This is a genomic window from Anabaena sp. AL09, assembly GCF_001672255.1.
GTDB lineage: Bacteria > Cyanobacteriota > Cyanobacteriia > Cyanobacteriales > Nostocaceae > Dolichospermum > Dolichospermum lemmermannii.
Window position 1 is genome coordinate 1 of sequence record NZ_LJOQ01000006.1, and the last position, 17,148, is coordinate 17,148.

The 17,148-nt window shown below is 39.1% G+C and carries 19 protein-coding genes; 9 read left to right on the top strand and 10 right to left on the bottom strand.

From position 1 onward, the window contains the following. Positions 1-114: 114 nt before the first annotated feature. The 6 genes from AN490_RS00650 to AN490_RS00675 all read right to left on the bottom strand — a co-directional run bounded on the left by AN490_RS00650 (position 115) and on the right by AN490_RS00675 (position 6,464). Entirely contained in the window at positions 115-1,614 is a 1,500-nt protein-coding gene (locus AN490_RS00650) for an Ig-like domain-containing protein (RefSeq protein WP_299998960.1), read from the bottom strand. 215 nt (positions 1,615-1,829) lie between these two features. Further along, positions 1,830-2,597 carry a TIGR03943 family protein gene (locus AN490_RS00655; protein WP_299998962.1) on the bottom strand — a complete coding sequence of 256 codons (768 nt, stop codon included), beginning with the start codon at positions 2,595-2,597 and terminating at the stop codon, positions 1,830-1,832. A gap of 192 nt (positions 2,598-2,789) precedes the next feature. Beyond that, positions 2,790-3,842 carry a permease gene (locus AN490_RS00660; protein WP_299999154.1) on the bottom strand — a complete coding sequence of 351 codons (1,053 nt, stop codon included), beginning with the start codon at positions 3,840-3,842 and terminating at the stop codon, positions 2,790-2,792. 270 nt (positions 3,843-4,112) lie between these two features. Continuing rightward, positions 4,113-5,087, bottom strand: coding sequence for a DUF362 domain-containing protein (locus AN490_RS00665; protein ID WP_213717506.1), 975 nt, complete (start codon positions 5,085-5,087; stop codon positions 4,113-4,115). A 605-nt stretch (positions 5,088-5,692) separates the two neighbouring features. Beyond that, a complete protein-coding gene (locus tag AN490_RS00670; RefSeq protein ID WP_015080946.1) occupies positions 5,693-5,989 on the bottom strand; it encodes a hypothetical protein in 297 nt (98 codons plus the stop codon). 46 nt (positions 5,990-6,035) lie between these two features. Next, positions 6,036-6,464, bottom strand: coding sequence for a hypothetical protein (locus AN490_RS00675; protein WP_299998972.1), 429 nt, complete (start codon positions 6,462-6,464; stop codon positions 6,036-6,038). A 210-nt stretch (positions 6,465-6,674) separates the two neighbouring features. On the opposite strand from AN490_RS00675, the gene AN490_RS00680 reads away from it, so the two are divergent. Then, positions 6,675-8,522, top strand: a complete 1,848-nt coding sequence (locus AN490_RS00680; RefSeq protein ID WP_299998973.1) for a S8 family peptidase — start codon at positions 6,675-6,677, stop codon at positions 8,520-8,522. Here the strand turns inward: AN490_RS00680 and AN490_RS00685 are convergent. Further along, positions 8,519-8,683: a hypothetical protein gene (locus AN490_RS00685; RefSeq protein ID WP_299998976.1), complete on the bottom strand. Its 165-nt coding sequence runs from the start codon at positions 8,681-8,683 to the stop codon at positions 8,519-8,521. The genes AN490_RS00680 and AN490_RS00685 overlap by 4 nt on opposite strands. On the opposite strand from AN490_RS00685, the gene AN490_RS00690 reads away from it, so the two are divergent. The 6 genes from AN490_RS00690 to AN490_RS00715 all read left to right on the top strand — a co-directional run bounded on the left by AN490_RS00690 (position 8,684) and on the right by AN490_RS00715 (position 12,071). After that, entirely contained in the window at positions 8,684-8,911 is a 228-nt protein-coding gene (locus AN490_RS00690; RefSeq protein ID WP_015080949.1) for a hypothetical protein, read from the top strand. It abuts the gene before it with no gap. 114 nt (positions 8,912-9,025) lie between these two features. After that, positions 9,026-9,466: an urease accessory protein UreE gene (ureE, locus tag AN490_RS00695; protein WP_299998979.1), complete on the top strand. Its 441-nt coding sequence runs from the start codon at positions 9,026-9,028 to the stop codon at positions 9,464-9,466. Further along, positions 9,444-10,130: an urease accessory protein UreF gene (locus AN490_RS00700; RefSeq protein ID WP_299998982.1), complete on the top strand. Its 687-nt coding sequence runs from the start codon at positions 9,444-9,446 to the stop codon at positions 10,128-10,130. Before ureE ends, AN490_RS00700 begins: the two co-directional genes overlap by 23 nt. Positions 10,131-10,135: 5 nt before the next feature. Further along, positions 10,136-10,732, top strand: coding sequence for an urease accessory protein UreG (ureG, locus tag AN490_RS00705; protein ID WP_299998984.1), 597 nt, complete (start codon positions 10,136-10,138; stop codon positions 10,730-10,732). Positions 10,733-10,990: 258 nt separating this feature from the next. Continuing rightward, complete coding sequence (locus AN490_RS00710) at positions 10,991-11,572, top strand: hypothetical protein (protein WP_168697180.1); 582 nt, start codon at positions 10,991-10,993, stop codon at positions 11,570-11,572. A gap of 31 nt (positions 11,573-11,603) precedes the next feature. Then, positions 11,604-12,071, top strand: a complete 468-nt coding sequence (locus AN490_RS00715; RefSeq protein WP_299999156.1) for a thioredoxin family protein — start codon at positions 11,604-11,606, stop codon at positions 12,069-12,071. A gap of 155 nt (positions 12,072-12,226) precedes the next feature. On the opposite strand, the gene AN490_RS00720 is transcribed toward AN490_RS00715, so the two are convergent. Further along, positions 12,227-12,631 carry a DUF5684 domain-containing protein gene (locus tag AN490_RS00720; protein WP_168697178.1) on the bottom strand — a complete coding sequence of 135 codons (405 nt, stop codon included), beginning with the start codon at positions 12,629-12,631 and terminating at the stop codon, positions 12,227-12,229. Between the two features lie 256 nt (positions 12,632-12,887). Here AN490_RS00720 and AN490_RS00725 point away from each other — a divergent pair, with 256 nt between their 5' ends. Next, complete coding sequence (locus AN490_RS00725) at positions 12,888-13,451, top strand: sporulation/spore germination protein (RefSeq protein WP_299998989.1); 564 nt, start codon at positions 12,888-12,890, stop codon at positions 13,449-13,451. A gap of 351 nt (positions 13,452-13,802) precedes the next feature. Then, on the top strand, positions 13,803-15,452 hold the full coding sequence (locus AN490_RS00730; RefSeq protein WP_299998991.1) for an MBL fold metallo-hydrolase: 1,650 nt from the start codon (positions 13,803-13,805) through the stop codon (positions 15,450-15,452). Positions 15,453-15,469: 17 nt separating this feature from the next. Here the strand turns inward: AN490_RS00730 and AN490_RS00735 are convergent, their stop codons facing one another. Both AN490_RS00735 and AN490_RS00740 read right to left on the bottom strand, forming a co-directional pair. After that, positions 15,470-15,781 carry a DUF6679 family protein gene (locus AN490_RS00735; protein ID WP_299998993.1) on the bottom strand — a complete coding sequence of 104 codons (312 nt, stop codon included), beginning with the start codon at positions 15,779-15,781 and terminating at the stop codon, positions 15,470-15,472. Between the two features lie 544 nt (positions 15,782-16,325). After that, positions 16,326-17,114 (bottom strand): Nif3-like dinuclear metal center hexameric protein, encoded by a 789-nt coding sequence (locus tag AN490_RS00740; RefSeq protein ID WP_299998995.1) that lies wholly within the window; start codon positions 17,112-17,114, stop codon positions 16,326-16,328. Between the last annotated feature and the right edge of the window lie 34 nt (positions 17,115-17,148).

Genomic DNA, 17,148 nt, shown 5'->3' on the forward strand with positions numbered 1-17,148 from the left:
TGCAACTAGCCTTCATCCCGCAGCTGTTGCACAGGTGTGTCCTCCTGAGTCGGACACGCCTTCAAGGGTTTTCGGCATTCTCCTTATAATTGTCAATTGTCAATTGTCAATTAATTAGGGTAGCCAATGGGGATGAAAGCCCATGAGAGGTAGTTGTTCTGGTTTAATGTCAATATTGGTATTATCAGCTATAGGTAGCATGGGCATTAACCAGAGACTACTACTAGCAATGGGTTCACCATCATCAGTTTTTAAGGTGTTTGCGGGTAATGGTGTGGTGTTATTGGCAATGGGAACTACTTGGTCAAATAAGAAGCCTAAACCGTCAGGTGCTAAACTGGTTTGGACATTGCGTTGAGCCGGGGGTAAGAGCAGCAGTGGTTTTTGCTTGCCTGTTTTCAAGTCAATAGATACTAAATAGGGCTGTTCTAAGTATTGTTCTTTAGAAATAAGTTGGGTAACTAAGCAGTAAAGGCTAGGGGAAGCAGAGTCAAACTGACAGCTAAGAATTGAGCCTGTAGTTTTTAATAATTGTTTTTGTACACCTTGGTTGGTGACTAAAAACAAATCTCGCGTATAATCAGTATTAAATTTGACCATCGCTGCCTGGGAACCGTCCTTAGAGAAAGCTTGGACTAAGCCAAATTGAGGCAGAAAATCCAGGGGTTTACTGCTGTTCCCTTCTAAAGATACAATTGCTGTTCCCTCACCTTGGGAAACTGCTACGGCTTTGCTATCGGGTGTAATCAGAAAATCTCCACCAGGCTGCCCTTGTAACCGTTTTGGCGTGGGTTTTTCGGCGGAATTATCATTGCTGGTTGATAAGTACCAGAGAGCAAAATCACCGGGATTATCTCGTTTACCTCTTTGAATAACAATAATTTTGCCATCGGCTGAAAGGTCAAATTTGAGATTTTGATATTCTTTGTTATCTAAAATTAGGTCAACTTTCCCTGCGGCTGCTATTTCTGTACCAATTTGACTAGAAATACCTGTGGTGACTGTATAAAGTTGGGCGGAAAGTAAATCAGGATTTTTAGCAGAACGAGCCGAGAAGAGGATTTTTTCACCATTGGGGAATGGTTCAAAATCCATCACAATTAAGTCTTTGGGGGTAAGGACTTTTTTGTGTTCTTGGGTTAAGTTATAAAGTACCAACTGCCCTTGGATTTCTGCTGCCGAGCCAATATAAAGGATGACGCGATTGCGGGTAGAAAAGTTACCTGTAAAAGGCTGCATGACGCGGTTTTTTCCTTCCGCTTGGGAATATTTATCTTGACCTTTTTCTAGTTTGACTTGGTAGTTTGTGCCGTAGGGGGCTGGGGTAAGGAGTGTGTACACCATTCTTCTGCCAGCCCAACTGGTTTTACCGGCTAGAGGTGGATCTATTTTTAAATTCTCCTCGATGCTTTTGGAGTCCATTGGCCGACTAAAGGTGAGGGAGAAGGAGAGATCCTCTGCGCCAATTTGTTGATTTTCCCAGGTAAAGGTGCGAACCATAGGTTTGACTACATCACCTTTCCAGATGATTAACCCAATCAACACACTCAGTAGGAGCATGACAGCGATCGCAATTCCGTCTAAGGGTTGAATAAGTTTATAGGATTTGTTCATAATTTTGGATTTTATATTTTAGATTGATCATCTTTTGTGTATTTAAGGGCAATCAGCAAAAGTTACACTTATCATCTACTCCTGACTAAGTAGGTGAACACAATAAAACCAATCTGTGTAAAGAAAAGTAAAATTGCCCAAAACTTCTTCACTCTTGCCTCTTGCCTTTTGCCTCTTGCCTCTTGCCATAACGACAATTTTCAACGCCAACCTACTTAATAACTGTAAGGATTTTGAGGTTGGGGAATTTTTTTCAGGGAGTTAGCTTTGATAGTGAGTTGGCGTTTCTCTCCGACAGTTTGTGTTGTCATTTGTCCTTCTATTTCTAACCAGGTATCCGGTGGGTACTGTTGCCGGGAGGAAGCTGATAGTTGCACTGGTAATCCTACTGGATAGGCATCTGCGGCACAGCAAGTAAGAATAAAGCGGGCTAAAAATATGTATTCTTCACTGACGTTAGGTTGATGAATCACAAACCCCTGCACTTTTACTTTTTGTCCTGTGTATGCGTCGGGTTCGGGATAGACATTGAGGGTTCTTACCCAGTCTACAAGCGATCGCTCTTCTGGACGAACTGTAGCCCGAAACGCTTGAGGTTGGGCGCGAGTTGCACCGATTAATTCAGTCACACCCCGATCTAGTGCTGTTTGACTGGCAAAGGCGCGGGGTGTAATTATTAATCCTAAAATTGCGGCTGTTAATAGTAAGAAGCTACCCCAGCCCGGGGGAAATAAACTAATATGTGGAACATTAGATATTTCAGGAAGCCGGCGGTGTTTCCATAGTTGTAACCCTTTAAAAACACCCACTATCAACAAACCTGTGCCACCGGAAATGGCTAACCAAAAGTAATCAGGATGAATTAATAAAGACAGTTTGCCCGTCAGCCAGTATTTCAACATTAAAATACCCCAGGCTGTAATAGCTACCGCATCTAGCCAAGGTATGAGTTTATTTGGGGCTTTAGTTTGGGAATTCAGCATTAAGGTTATTTAGGTATCACAGTTTATAAGTGATAGGTGACTGAGGGCTGGGGGCAGATCAGGAGAAATTACCAATAGCCGATACTTTTTTGCTAATCTCCAATTACTATATTTTCACCTTTCCCAGATTTAAACCCCATACCTCACACCCCACATTTGACGAGAAAAGTAGAAAATTCACCTTAATTAAAATTAGATCACGTGCAAATTCAGAAATAAGGTAAATAAAAGTGTCAATTGTCCAGCTAAGAGAAAGAGATAGATCAGGGCTTTGGGTTTGAAAATTGATAACATCAAGCCAATGCCTTTAATATCAATCATTGGTCCAAATACTAAAAATGCTAGTAATGAACCGCTGGTAAAGGTAGAAGCAAAGGATAGGGCAAAAAAGGAATCAACTGTAGAGCATATTGATACAACTACTGCTAATACTAGCATGGCTAAAATTGAGCTAACTGGCCCAGCCCCCAGACCAAGAATCAATTCACGAGGGGCTAAAACTTGGATAGCGGCGGCAATTGCGCTTCCTAGTACCATTACTCCGCCTAATTCCCGCAGTTCTTGGACAATATTATCTAATAAGGAACGGAGTTTTTCTGATAAGGGTTTACTGAAGTTAGGAATTGCAGCAGCTTCACCGTAATTATTATCTATGCGTTTTGATGCTCCCGTAGTTCCCCCCAGAATATAGGTTCCTGATTGCAATAAACTGGGCTGATTGGTTTGGGGTTGTAGTTGAGATTGTCTGCCTTTGGGGGTTGTTTTCAGGGCTGCGGGGGGGTTAAATTTGAGATAACGAGCGATCGCTGGTTGGAGAAAAGGAACTAAGTCTGGTTGGAAACTGAAGATCACACCAATAATGGTAGCAATGGCTAGGGAGAATACCACTCTTAACACTACTATTTCTGGTTGATCCCGGAATGCAGTCCAAGTTGACCAAATGACAATTGGGTTAATTGTCGGGGCTGCTAATAAAAAGCCAATTGCTACTGGTGTGGGTACTCCCTGCATCAATAACCGTCGTGCTACTGGCACATTACCGCACTCACAGACTGGGAAAAAAAGACCCATCATGCTGCCAAATAAAGCCCCCAACAGGGGATTTTTGGGCATTTTCTCAACTAACTTACTTTCATTGACAAAGGATAGTAGCACACTGGAGAAAAATACACCCAGTAGTAAAAAAGGCATCGCCTCCACTAACAGACTGAGAAATATTGTAAAACCATTATTCAGTTGATTCATCATGCGTTGCAGTCAACAGCGGTTCTGAGTTTTAGAGTTTTGTGTTGTTATTTCATTTAATAGGGTAGCGAGAAATATGGCTAACACCAACCTATACTAAAGCGATACGGGGATCATTGATTAAGCAGCTAAAATTAAATCTCATTATAGTGAGGAAATTATAGCAATCCCCAATAATTTGTGCAAAAATTATCTGCCTGTTGCCTTTTATAAGTTATTAAATTGATGATCACGTCCAGTATAACAAGGGGTTGATCCCCTTGATTTTCGTTACCGAGTGACTCTATAAGCGCTCATAGGTTCTTTGATAAACCTGATGTAAAGATGCCTAAAAGTAGACTTAATCACACGCGGCATGGCAAAATCTATCGGCATTAACTTTTCCGGTAATTGCCAATCTGTAATTTGTAATAAATCGGGTGATAAATTCGGAAAGTGAATATCACTTAATTCTGGACATATTCCCAATCTTTGGGAAGCTGCAACTGTGGGAACTTGTGCGGGTGCAACTTGGAGAATTTCTAACATTGCTCTATCTAAAGCAAATACATTACTCGCAGCTGCTAGAATTTCTAATTTCCGAGGTTCTCCCCCACTTGGTCCATTACCTTCATGACCAATAATTCCATCTAAAATTGTTAAAGTTGGATTAATTGCTCTGGCAGTTTCTACTAACATTTCTCCGAATTTGTTAGCATCTTTGCCAGCTTCCATGTGCCACCAAGCTTTCATTTTCCCAGGAACACAACCAAAAAGATTTTTAACCCCTAAAGTTAGGGTTAATTGCATATGAGATTTAACTTTAGGAAGATTAATAATCACGTCTGCTTCCATTGCTTCTTTCGATAAAAGTAAGTGATTAAAATTGTCGTTGACGGTTTGATAACGTTTCCCATGAAATTCCACAAGTGGTAATTTTAGTTCTTCTAAAATTGGTAATAAACCATTCGCTATGGCCACACCTTTAGCACTACCAAAAGCGGGACTATCTCCTAAAAAGGGATTTCCACCCACTGCAATTACCATTTCGGCAACAGCACGCACTAATTCTGGTCTGGTGGTACATTCTTTAGTAGGACGAGAACCTGTGAGCAGGTTGGGTTTGAGTAAAACGCGGTTTCCTGGTTTTACAAAAGCAGCCATGCCCCCTAAAGGTTCTAGCAGTGTTTCTAAGGATTCTTTTAAAGCTTCCTGTTCGTAGGATTTAGCCCGAATGAGACTAACAGATGGTTTTTGTGTTGACATGGAAAATAATTGCGTTATATTACACCTCGTTACCAGCCATATCACCCTGCAATAGCAAGTATCATCTCCAGGGTGAGACAGCTATGAGGCTTATTCTATCAGTATCTTAACTGTTTTTGTTCTCCGGTTAGGTATGGAATACAGTCAAGTTTAAGAATTTAGTTTTGAGCGCATTGTGATATTTCTGATTTTTTGTCGTATATAGGCATACAGTTTTATTTCTAAAACATAAGAAAAAATCCATAAACACCCTAAATATAAAATATATTTTAAGAATGAATTTTCAATAAATTTAAAATACGTAGTATTGAGAATTTTATATATCAGAGAATGACTTATGTAAATTACATAAGATATCGGGGCTATAAACAAAAATGGTTTAAAAATTAAATCAAATCCCTGCCATTTCAGTTCTTGCCACTTATAGAGAAACGGTTTCGGGCATTTTTCACGAGGTTGATTTTTGATGCAGTGTGAAAACTCATAATCCAGATTTTATAAGGGTTTGAGGATTTTGGTGAGAAATCTGGGAATAGTATATCCTAATTTACTTGTAATTTACTTCTCTGAACAAGTAAGTGTAGCAAATAAGAGGAAATGGTAATTTATTCCCAAGTAGCTGCATTCCGTAACACAGTAGGAATTTCACCTTGTGATAAGGGAAACTCTAACATTGTTTCTTTATAACCTAAATACCCAGATTCAGTAAATGACAAAAGCATTCGTTCTAGTGCTAACCAAACTTCTGATTCGTATTCCCAATCATGATAACGTCTAGCACGTCCAGCAATGGAACGTAAAGCCCAAAAGTAGGAATTTCTAACTACAGAACCGCCTTTTTTAAATTCTGGTACGTCTTCATGGTGAATAAATAAAATGTTATTTTCAATTCTGGATCTCATATTTATATGCTAATAACTGAAAGGGGCTATATACCCTCATGATTTTTTACGGTGTTGGCATCTGCAAATTCTTTAATGTCCTCTGTAAAAACTTACCCCATTCTGCTGCGAGGGGAACTTCTGTAAATGGAACACAAATTGATTTAGGAGTAGTTAATAAAAACTCTAATTCAATTTTTCGACCTTTGGGGGGGGGATTTTCTATATCTACGGCATTACCATTTACTAAAAAACGAATTTCTTGAACATCCAACAAAGAAAAAGTTTCTAATTCAATTGGTCCTTTAGTTGTGGGTTTTCCCCAAGTGATATCATTACCTTTTTGAGCTAACACTGCATAAATATCATATTTAGCCCGTTCAAATTGTTCTGCCCAAATTTGATAAGCTTGAAGTTTCTTAAATTCCTGTGAACCTTGCCACGCTAACCAGAAAAATGCTACTAACAGAGGCAACCATAAAAGACCACGTTCCATAATATTCCTTATCCACTACTTTGCGACCAGAGAACATGATTTGAGAGCAATGTCTTAACTTCATGAAGGCGATCGCTATATTCTAGGACAAAGCCGCATCATTTTGATCATGATTTCTTATTCTCTTTTGCCTACTATATGAGTTATGGTAGTAAGAAAATTCCCTCTCCGTGCTGTCTTTCTTTGAGGACGGGGATATAAGAGAAAAAAATGAAAAAACTGCTATTATTGTGCTTGTTTGTCATTGGACTAACTGCTGCTGTGTTTGGGTTTTTGAATTTTCAGGGACTGGCAGCTAAAGGTGAGTTTGAGACAATTTTGCTGGATTTTCGGGAAGATGTGGCAGAAAATGTGATTGAGAAGGATCTACAAGCGATCGCTCAACAATATCATGTTACCCCGCAACTGGATAATAAATATTCAGCGGTGGATCATGTATATGTTATCAAAGGCGATCGCCAAAGACTCAACGATTTAAGAAAATCTTCCTTTGCCAAAGTTACAGAATTTATCGAGCCAAATTACATTTACAAAATCGTCCCCCAAGGACAAGCCACTTGGTTAGGAGAACTGTTAGCACCGCAGCAAAATGAAGAACCAAGTTCGTCTTTAATTGGTCCAAATGACCAGTATTATAGCAAACAGTGGAACTTACACAAAATCGGCGTAGAAGCGGCATGGACTCGGAGCAAAGGTAGTGGTATCACTGTTGCCGTAATTGATACTGGCATTACCAAAGTCCGCGATTTATATGAAACCAAATTTGTCAAAGGCTATGATTTCGTCAACGACACAGACGCAGCCAAAGACGACAACGGCCATGGTACTCATGTCGCCGGTACAGTTGCCCAAGCTACCAATAACGCCTATGGTGTCGCTGGAGTTGCCTATGAAGCCAGCCTCATGCCCTTAAAGGTATTAAATGCTGACGGTGCAGGAACAGTAGCCGACATTGCCGAAGCCATCAAATTTGCGGCTGATAACGGCGCAGACATCATTAACATGAGCTTAGGTGGTGGTGGAGAAAGCCAACTCATGGAAGATGCGGTTAAATACGCCCATAACAAAGGTGTAACTATCATTGCTGCCGCAGGTAATGAAAACACCAACGGCGTAAGCTATCCCGCCCGTTATGATCATGTTATTGGCGTTTCCGCTTTTGGACCTGACGGTGAAAGAGCATCCTATTCTAACTATGGTGCGGGTGTGGATATTTCTGCCCCTGGAGGGAGTGAAACTGGGACAATTCTCCAAGAAACTATTAATGAACAAGGTGAAGGCGTATTTCTCGGACTTCAAGGCACAAGTATGGCTTCTCCCCACGTTGCGGGTGTAGCGGCATTAATCAAAGCTTTGGGAATCAAAGAACCGGATGAAATTTTGCAAGTTCTCCAACAGTCAGCCAGAGTCATTCAAGACGACGGTTTGAACTATTATGGGGCTGGACAACTCAACGCCGAAGCCGCAGTTAAATTAGCCAGCGACGGTATAATTAGTGTTCCTGACTTTTTCCGGTGGTTGCGAGAACAGGGTTATCTTAATCCCGGCTTTTGGATAGATGGCGGAGCGATCGCTTTAGTGCCTAAAATATTCATGGTAATAGGTTCTTATCTTCTAGCTTGGTTCTTACGGGTTTACTTCCCCTTCACTTGGAGTTGGTCTTTATTCAGCGGCTTAACTTTCGGCAGTTCTGGCTTATTCTTCCTCAAAGGATTTTATATCTTTGATCTTCCTCAATGGCCTTTCCGGGTTTTAGGTAGTTCCATTCCCGAACTAGGTAACACTTTACAGGGAACAGACGCATTAAATCCTCTTTTTGCCAGTGTTTTAATTCCTTTTGTTTTAATAGCCTTATTTTTAGGACATCCTAGTTGGAAATGGTTTGCTATTGGTGCAACTTTAGGAATAACAGCTTTTCTGACCGTTAGTGCTGTTTATGATCCTGCCGTTTGGGGTTTAGGAAATAGTAACCTAGCTCGAATTTTTCTTCTTGTTAATGCTGTACTTTGTTATGGACTAGCCCAGTTAGCATTGAAAAAAGACGGACAAACTGCTTAATTAGGTAATGGGTAATTGGTAATTGGTAATTGGTAAGATTTTTTCCTATTATCCATTGCTAACCAACTGACAACTAACAACTGTACGGGCGAAGCATTTGGAGAACTATTTTTGGCAATGACCGATAATTTATCTTCCAAATGCTTCGCCCCTACTAACAAATGACTATTACAGCTACAGGTACTATTGAACGTCGGAATATTGGGCTTGGTGCTTGGGCTTTTGTAACAGAAGATGGTGTTACATACGAAATCTCAAAAAGTGCTGATAAAAACTTACTTAAATCAGGACAAAAAGCCAAAATAACCGGAAAAGTTCGAGAAGATTTAATGACAGCAGCGATGATTGGTTCTATTCTAGAAGTTCATTCTTTTGAAGTGATGACATAATTTACGCCTATAGCTATCCTAAATCAGTTATGAACAATTAGATCCCCCACTTCTTAAAGAGGTCGGGGATATAACTCTTGCAATATTCACAAATTAAAGTTAATTTCGGGAATTATGCTGACTTTTACCCAACGTCAACCACCTAATACTAATGCTATAGTGAATATCACTCTTTCACTAACTGCGGAAGAACGAACTCGTAGCCGTCATAAATTTATATTAGCAGATGGTCAGGAGATTTTTTTGCGGTTAGCTAGAGGTACAGTATTACATGATAGCGATATTCTCACAGATGAAACCGAAAGTATTTATATGAGAATTATTGCTAAACCTGAACCTGTTTTAACTGTATTAGCAGAAATTTCTTTATTATTAAGGGCTGCGTATCATTTAGGAAATCGTCATGTTCCTGTAGAAATAACTTCGACTTATTTACGCTTATCTCCAGATGCAGTTTTAGCTGCTATGTTAATCCAATTAGGGTTAGAAATTAAAGAAGAAATTTTACCTTTTCAACCAGAATTAGGGGCTTATGGAAATCACTCTCACGCATAGCCATTTTTTGACAATTTTACAATTAGCAAGTCCAGCTTTACCCGTTGGGGCTTATGGCTATTCGGAAGGATTGGAAATGTTAATAGAAAATGGTACTATTACGAATATAGAAAATCTCAAAGATTGGCTAAAATCTGAATTAATTTATGGCTCAATTTGCCTAGATGCAGCGATAATGATGAGGGGTTTTCATGCTGTCAAATCAGGTGATAGGTCGGCTTTAAAGCGGTGGAATTTATGGTTATCTGCTGCGAGAGATACGGAAGAATTACGGGCTGCTAGTTGGCAAATGGGACGTTCTCTGATGCAATTATTAGGGAAGTTAGAACCGGGAATTTTACCTGTGGTGAATGCTGTGGGTTATCCTGGCAATTATGCGATCGCATTTGCTATAGCTTGCGCTCATTGGGATATAAATATTCAAGCTGCTTTATTAGCTTATTTACACAGTTGGGCTAATAATTTAATTACCGCTGGTATCAAACTTATTCCGCTGGGACAAACTGCGGGTCAGGAGTTATTACTGGGTTTACAACCTTTATTAATTACTACTGTGGGGGAGATTTTGACAATGGAAGATGATGATTTAGGATGTTGTAGTTGGGGTTTGTCTTTAGCAAGTATGCAGCACGAAATCCAGTATACTAGGTTGTTTAGGAGCTAAGAATCATGACGGCTTTAAGAGTAGGCGTTGCGGGTCCTGTAGGTTCGGGGAAAACGGCTTTGGTAGATGCTTTATGTAAGGGTTTACGGGAAAAATATCAGTTAGCTGTGGTGACAAATGATATATATACTCAAGAAGATGCTCAGTTTTTAGTCCGTTCTCAGGCTTTGTCAAGCGATCGCATTTTAGGAGTAGAAACGGGAGGTTGTCCCCATACTGCTATCCGTGAAGATGCTTCTATGAATTTAGCCGCAATTGAACAATTAGAAGAAAAATTTACCAATTTAGATTTAGTCTTTTTAGAGAGTGGTGGAGATAATTTAGCTGCTACTTTTAGTCCTGAATTAGTAGATTTAACCATTTATGTCATTGATGTGGCTGCTGGTGATAAAATTCCCCGTAAAGGTGGTCCAGGTATTACTAAATCTGATTTATTAGTGATTAATAAAACTGATCTTGCTCCCTATGTGGGTGCTGATTTGAATGTCATGGAAAGAGACGCAAAAAAAATGCGTGGTGATAAACCTTTTGTTTTTACAAATTTGAAAACTCAAGTTGGTTTAGGAGATGTGATTCAGTTTGTGAATGCGGCTATTTGTTAATTGTTTGAATCAGGATTTATAGGATTAAAAGATTTACAGGATGTTAGCTTGTGATTGATATTATAATGATACGATGTAACTAATACAGCGGTTTCCGCTCTTATGAGGTACAAAGTTGAATCATGAAACTCTTGTAGTGCGGGCATCTTGCCCGCTAGATATGTACCTCATAACACCGGGAAAAACCATGTTTGAATAATTGTCTATCTTAATGTATAATTTATGATACTCAAATTTTCAACAGGTAATAAAAACAAATTGACTACTATTGGAAGTTATCAGGTAAAAGTTTTAATTGAATCTAACACTGAAGAAATTGCTTTTATTTCTCCAGCAAGTATTAATGATCTACCCACTGACTGGAGTTGTGACTGGTTGAATATATGGAATAATACCAGTTTTTACTGCCAAAACATAGTTAAGCTTGTTTATAAGGGTAAAGTTTGGGGATTGGTTAAATATAGTCTTTATCCATATTTTTATCCTGAACCCGCTCCTCCCATATTTATGGAAATAAACAATATAGAAGCACACCCTACCAATCGTGGAGATGTTACTTCAAGGTTAATTGAACCTATTGGTAAATGGTTAATTTGGTATGCAATAAAGGTTGCTTTCGAGTTTTGTCCAGTAACATCAGTAGAATCATTCGTTTCGCTGGAAGCTTTGGATGAAGCTGTGGCATACTATAGGGATAAGGTACAGATGGAATATCTTGGTTTTTTAGGTAGCACTCCTAGTGGAGAAGACTTATATGTATTCAGATTTTCACGAACCGCAGCAGCAGAATTTTGTCAACGACATGAAACCAGATGGGGAAACCCAAAGTTATATGAATAGTAATGAAATAATGGCAGGATCAAAAGAGATAATGACTCATGCTCAAAGACAGGCTTTTTTGAAAACATCTCGTCTAGGTAAGCTACTTGGAGTTGCACATTTACTTCCTGAATCTGACGTAAAACCAACTATATTATCTATCAGTGAAAAAACATTTACCAAAAATGTTTTAGAATCTCCTATCCCTGTTTTGGTAAATTTTACAGCCCCTTGGTCGGAATTCTGTAAAATTATTCATCCTTTGTTGCTACAATTTCAAGTTCAATGCAGTGATAGAATAAAATTAGTGGAAATTAATGCCGATCAAAATTTTAAACTATCTAATACTTATAGGCTTAAATCCCTACCAACTTTATTGCTGATTGAAAATGGTATTGTCAAGCAGAGGTTAGAAGGATTTTGTTCACAAGAAGATTTACGTCTGGCATTAGAGAGCATTCAAATCAGCTATAAAAATAGTTATGCTGAAAAAATTGATCAGCTAAAATTTACAGGTTAAGATTATAAAATAAGATAAGCTATATTTTATATTAACTCTTTCTCAAGCTTTCAGGAAGCTTGGACAATAAAATTCGGTTTTATCTTTGCAAATCTCCTCTGATAAAAAGGAATTAAAAATTTAAATTTACTGTTTTTAATCCCTTTTTTTATTAGTTAGCCGAAAGCAAAATTGTATAAAACCACAAAATTAACTAACGGAATAATCATTAACAAAATTAACCAAGGACTTTTACCCAGCTTCTCCACAATTTTAATGAAAGCCATCAGTAAGAAAATCAGAGCTACAAAATTAACAAGTGGTATAAAAAGCCCAACAATCCACCAGGGAGACTGATCACCTGCTTTGTACATGATCCAATTATTAAGAATTGGTACCCAAGCAAACCAAGCATTTTGTTCTCCCAACTTCTCGTAGATAGTATAGAAGCAATAAGAACCAAACAAATAGCTAAACAGAGTAAAAAGCAAAAAAACAATATTTTCTCCAGCGCCGTCAGAACTTGAGGAGGACTGAGCAAGCAAAGAAGTAATGTGCCAATTGTATTGTAGTAGCAGCATTTGATCCTAATAACATCAAAGTTCAATCAACTTTTAAGTTACTATCTTAAAAATCATTATTAAATCAATAATTTAAACAAAAATTTGCTTTTTTGTTACGAAAGTATACTAAAAAATAAAATTTATTTTCTTCAACGCTAAACTTAACCCTACCTTAACTTTATATTTGGGAACAAAGGTAGTTATCATTGATATTAGGGTTTTTTCTTTCCTTCCCCTGATGAATTTTCTTGTAAAAATCCAACGGAATTACTATATGTATAATTACAAACAAGCTATTTTATCATTATTTTTAGTTGTATCCTGCACTTTTCTTAGCAGTTGTGATTCTAACAATACCGCTAATAACCCAATTCCAGAAACAACACCAACGAGCAAAATTAACCCCATTCCCCCAAAGAAGCTACAGAAATCTCCCACTCCCGCAACTGAACCATATACCAATAATTCCAATACTAAAGCTATCTCTGGGAAAACTACAAACGTCACCGTATACACAAGTGATGCCCAATGTCAAGAGCTAATTCCTCAAAAAGCTGACGTTTCCGCAGCAGAACCCATGAATGAAGCCATAGGTAAAATATTCAAAGAACAAAATACAGCAGATTTTAGCGTGTCTGGTTATCGCGTTAATGTGAAAAATGGTGTTGCGATTGTTGATATCCGCATTTCACCAGATTCAAAAAGACAAGTATCTTCTCTTTCTAGTTGTGAACAGTTTGCGTTGTTTAGTAGTGTCCGCAAAACCTTAATTAGTAATTCTCAGTGGAAAATTAAAGATGTCCGCTTTACTGAGCGTGGAGAAGAGATTGCCCTGTAATGGTGGGGTTGAACGTGCTATATTTACAATAATCCAAGCATGGTAAAGATTTTCTAGTGATTTTGCCCAAATGCAAAAACACGATATTAAGATCAAAAAGTCCGAAGTTAAGGGGATAAAATCAATGGATATCAAACTAATTTTAGTGGGTTTAACGGTTATATTTACGGTTTCGTGCTTATTCTTTGGTACGAAAAATGGCTTTTATGATTCCGATAATTATCATGGTAATGGTTCTGCACATTAACAAGAGTGACAACTTAGGATTCCCACTTCTTTGAACTTTGCAGAGGAATATTGCTAAAAGCCAACTTTCTCAGCCAATAGTTTGATGGAGGGGAGGAGCAAAGGATGAATAATATATCAATTGATGCGGTCGAAACCACTAATGAGTTGGAATGCTTTCCCTATAGTGTTCAGCATCAAGATGAAGGGGTGTGTCTACTGGTCAGGATGGGACCACACCGGATCATGTTAGATTTCGGTTTGACAAATATTTCCCCTGTAGCGCAGGAAATGACTCAATCGGCACATCATGGGATACCAGCGGATTTAGTCATAATTAGTCATGCTCATCCAGATCATGCCAGAGGCTTATTAACACTACATCAAGCTTTTCCCCAATTACCTATATATGCTAGTGAGGTAACGACGAAGTTATTACCGCTAAATTGGCCAGATGAAGAACTACCAGGAATTCTCTCATTTTGTCAGGCATTACCATTGCGATCGCCCATAGAAATCAGAGAAGATCTAATAGTAGAATTATTTCCCGCAGGTCATTTACCCGGTGCTGTGGCGATTCTCCTCACTTACCACACCCCCAACCGCGATTATAAATTACTTTACACCGGTGATTTTTTCCTATCCAACTCTCGTTTAGTCGAAGGGTTGCGACTGGATGAACTTCGAGGTTTAAATTTAGACGTGCTATTAATTGAAGGTAGTTATGGGACATCTCGCCATACCCATCGCCGCAATCAAGAAAATCAACTAGCAGAAAGGATTCATCGCGCCATTAGTGCCAGTAGAACAGATGAGAGTTATTCAGTAATTTTACCAACTCCGGCTTTAGGTTTAGGTCAAGAATTACTTATGTTATTACGTTCCCATCACCACTTTACAGGTAGAGATTTAGACATTTGGGTTGATGGTGCTGTAGCTGCTGGTTGCGATGCCTATTTAGAACTTTTACCACATCTTCCCGCCGCAGTTCAAAATTTCGCCCGTCACCAACCTTTATTTTGGGATGAACGGGTAAAACCCCGTGTAAGAAGATTAAAGCCAGAAAATCTAGCAACTTTAGGGACATCACCTTGTATTGTTTTTACAGATTCTGCCGCGGATTTACGTAAGTATTGTCAACCAAACACAGGCAATTGGTTAATTCTTTTACCTGAAAAAATTGATATTCCAGTTAATCCAGAATATTTAGCACCGACAAAATTTGAAAGTTATCTGTTAGCGCAACATAGTGATGGACCAGGAACAACCCAGCTAATTCATAATTTACGCCCGCAACACGTGATTTTTGTGCATGGTTCTCCAAATTATCTGGCTGACTTAACTTGTTTAGAAGAGTTACAAAATCGCTATCATGTCCATTCACCAGCCCCAGGGACTCTAGTAGAATTACCGATTGGGGAAACATTTTTACAACCTGCTGCCCCAGAAATTAATTATGAGGGGGAGGTGACGGAATTGGGAACTGTTATTACCATCACTCTTCCCGATGCAGTGACAGCAGATCCCCGGTGGCGACAATTTGCTGATACGGGTTTAATAGAAGCGCGTTGGCAGGGTGAAGACTTGGTATTACGGGGGTTATCTCCGCGAGAACTCTTAAACCCGAATAACCTTCGCCCTAATTCTGGTGATATTGCCTGCTGTGGTAGCTGCCGACACCAAAGAGGGCAACGGTGTTGGAACCCCGCTGCCCCCTTATATAATTTCAAAGTTACCCTGGACGGATACTGTCCTGCTTTTGAACGCTTGACGTGAATTTAATTTAGGAGCGTTTAATCTGGATTTAGGTCAGTATAAGGGTTAGGAATACGCTCTGCTTCTGGACAGTCTTCAGTTGTCGGCGGATCTATGTTACCGCGTTGCACTGAAGCTAATTTTTGAGTAACAGATCCGATGCTTTCGAGACGAACCATTTCCTCCCAAGAACAAACTTCATCTTCTTCGTCTGTTTCATAGCGTAAAGTCACTAAATCGCCTTCGATATCAATGATGCGGGCCCGCTCTATCCAGCGTTGCTGATCCCGCAAAAAAACACATACCTCCCGCCCGTCGCAACACAGTTGATAAATCTTGCGGTGTAGCATGTAGTGCTTCTGCCTTTTTATACAACGTAGTTAAACCTGTCAAATTCGGGTTTTATCCCCATAATATCAGCCTCTAAGAGGTGAATTTCGCGGTGAGAACCCGGTAAGTTCAGTGACTCAATTTTACCACTTATTTTTAGTCATTAGTGTTAGATGAAATTTTGGGTCTTAAGCTTTAGTTTACCGCATTAGTTGAACAGCTATAGCAACTGTTAACATCTACAGACATTTTTCTTTGATTTGGCGTTTCCACAGGGAAAATTACTTATCCCTGGCAGGACTGCTTTAGCAATAAAATCGTCTGAACATAACATAGCTTTTTACCTTTTAACTAGACTATCTAGCCAAGTACAGACAAACCAGTGGCTGATCTCTAAAAGATTTTCGCCAGGGTTAAAATCTGTATTAATGAAAATGATAACATTGTTTCTAATTTTTTAACCGTGAATAATTTTTTTTGTATAAATTTTTGAATAAGATCCCCAGGGCGTTACGGAAGCAAGATGTAAGTATTACTTGGTCTGGATAGTTTAAGGTGATCTAACTAGGATAAAAACTGGCGGAAATCTTCATCTTGCTGGCTCAATTTGACCCAATCTAATTTAAGGGCTTGAAATTTCTGGACTAAGCGATCGCACGCTGGGCGTTCTGTGGCATAATGTCCAGCATCAATTAATACAATACCACGATCACGGCTTTCTTGAAATTGATGAAATTTACAGTCAGACGTTAAGTAAACTTGGGCATTAGTTTTAACTACGGCTGAAATATAACCTGCACCAGAACCACCTAAAACAGCTACCCGTGAAATTTGCTGTTGTAAATCAGCCATTGGGGAAACAATTAAATGGGGCGGATTTAATTGAGTTTGAATATTATTAATTACCTCTTGTAATGTCAAAGTGGGTTTTAGTATTCCTACACGCCCATAACCTAAACCTGCTTGGGTAGGAACAATAGGTGATACTTCTTGAAGTTCCAGAAGTTGCGCTAAAACGTCAGCAGTTCCATCTGCCACTTGGTCAAAATTAGTATGGGCGGTATAAATTCCAATATTATGGGTAAAAGCTAACCGCACCATTTCTGTTAAGGCTTCCCCAGTGCGGAAAGATTTGGGAGGGTAAAAAATGAGGGGATGATGGGCAAATATTAGGTTAGCATGGAGAGCGATCGCTTCCTGCATTACGGCTAAAGTCGGAGTTAAACACACTAAAACCCGCGCTTCTGTAGACAAAACACCGGGTTCAACCTGCCAACCGCAATTATCCCAACTTTCGCACCAAGCGGGATTTGCCCATTCTTCAAACCAGGTAATTAAATCAGCAACTTTCATTAAATTTAAATAAATCAATAGTAGATCAAACGTA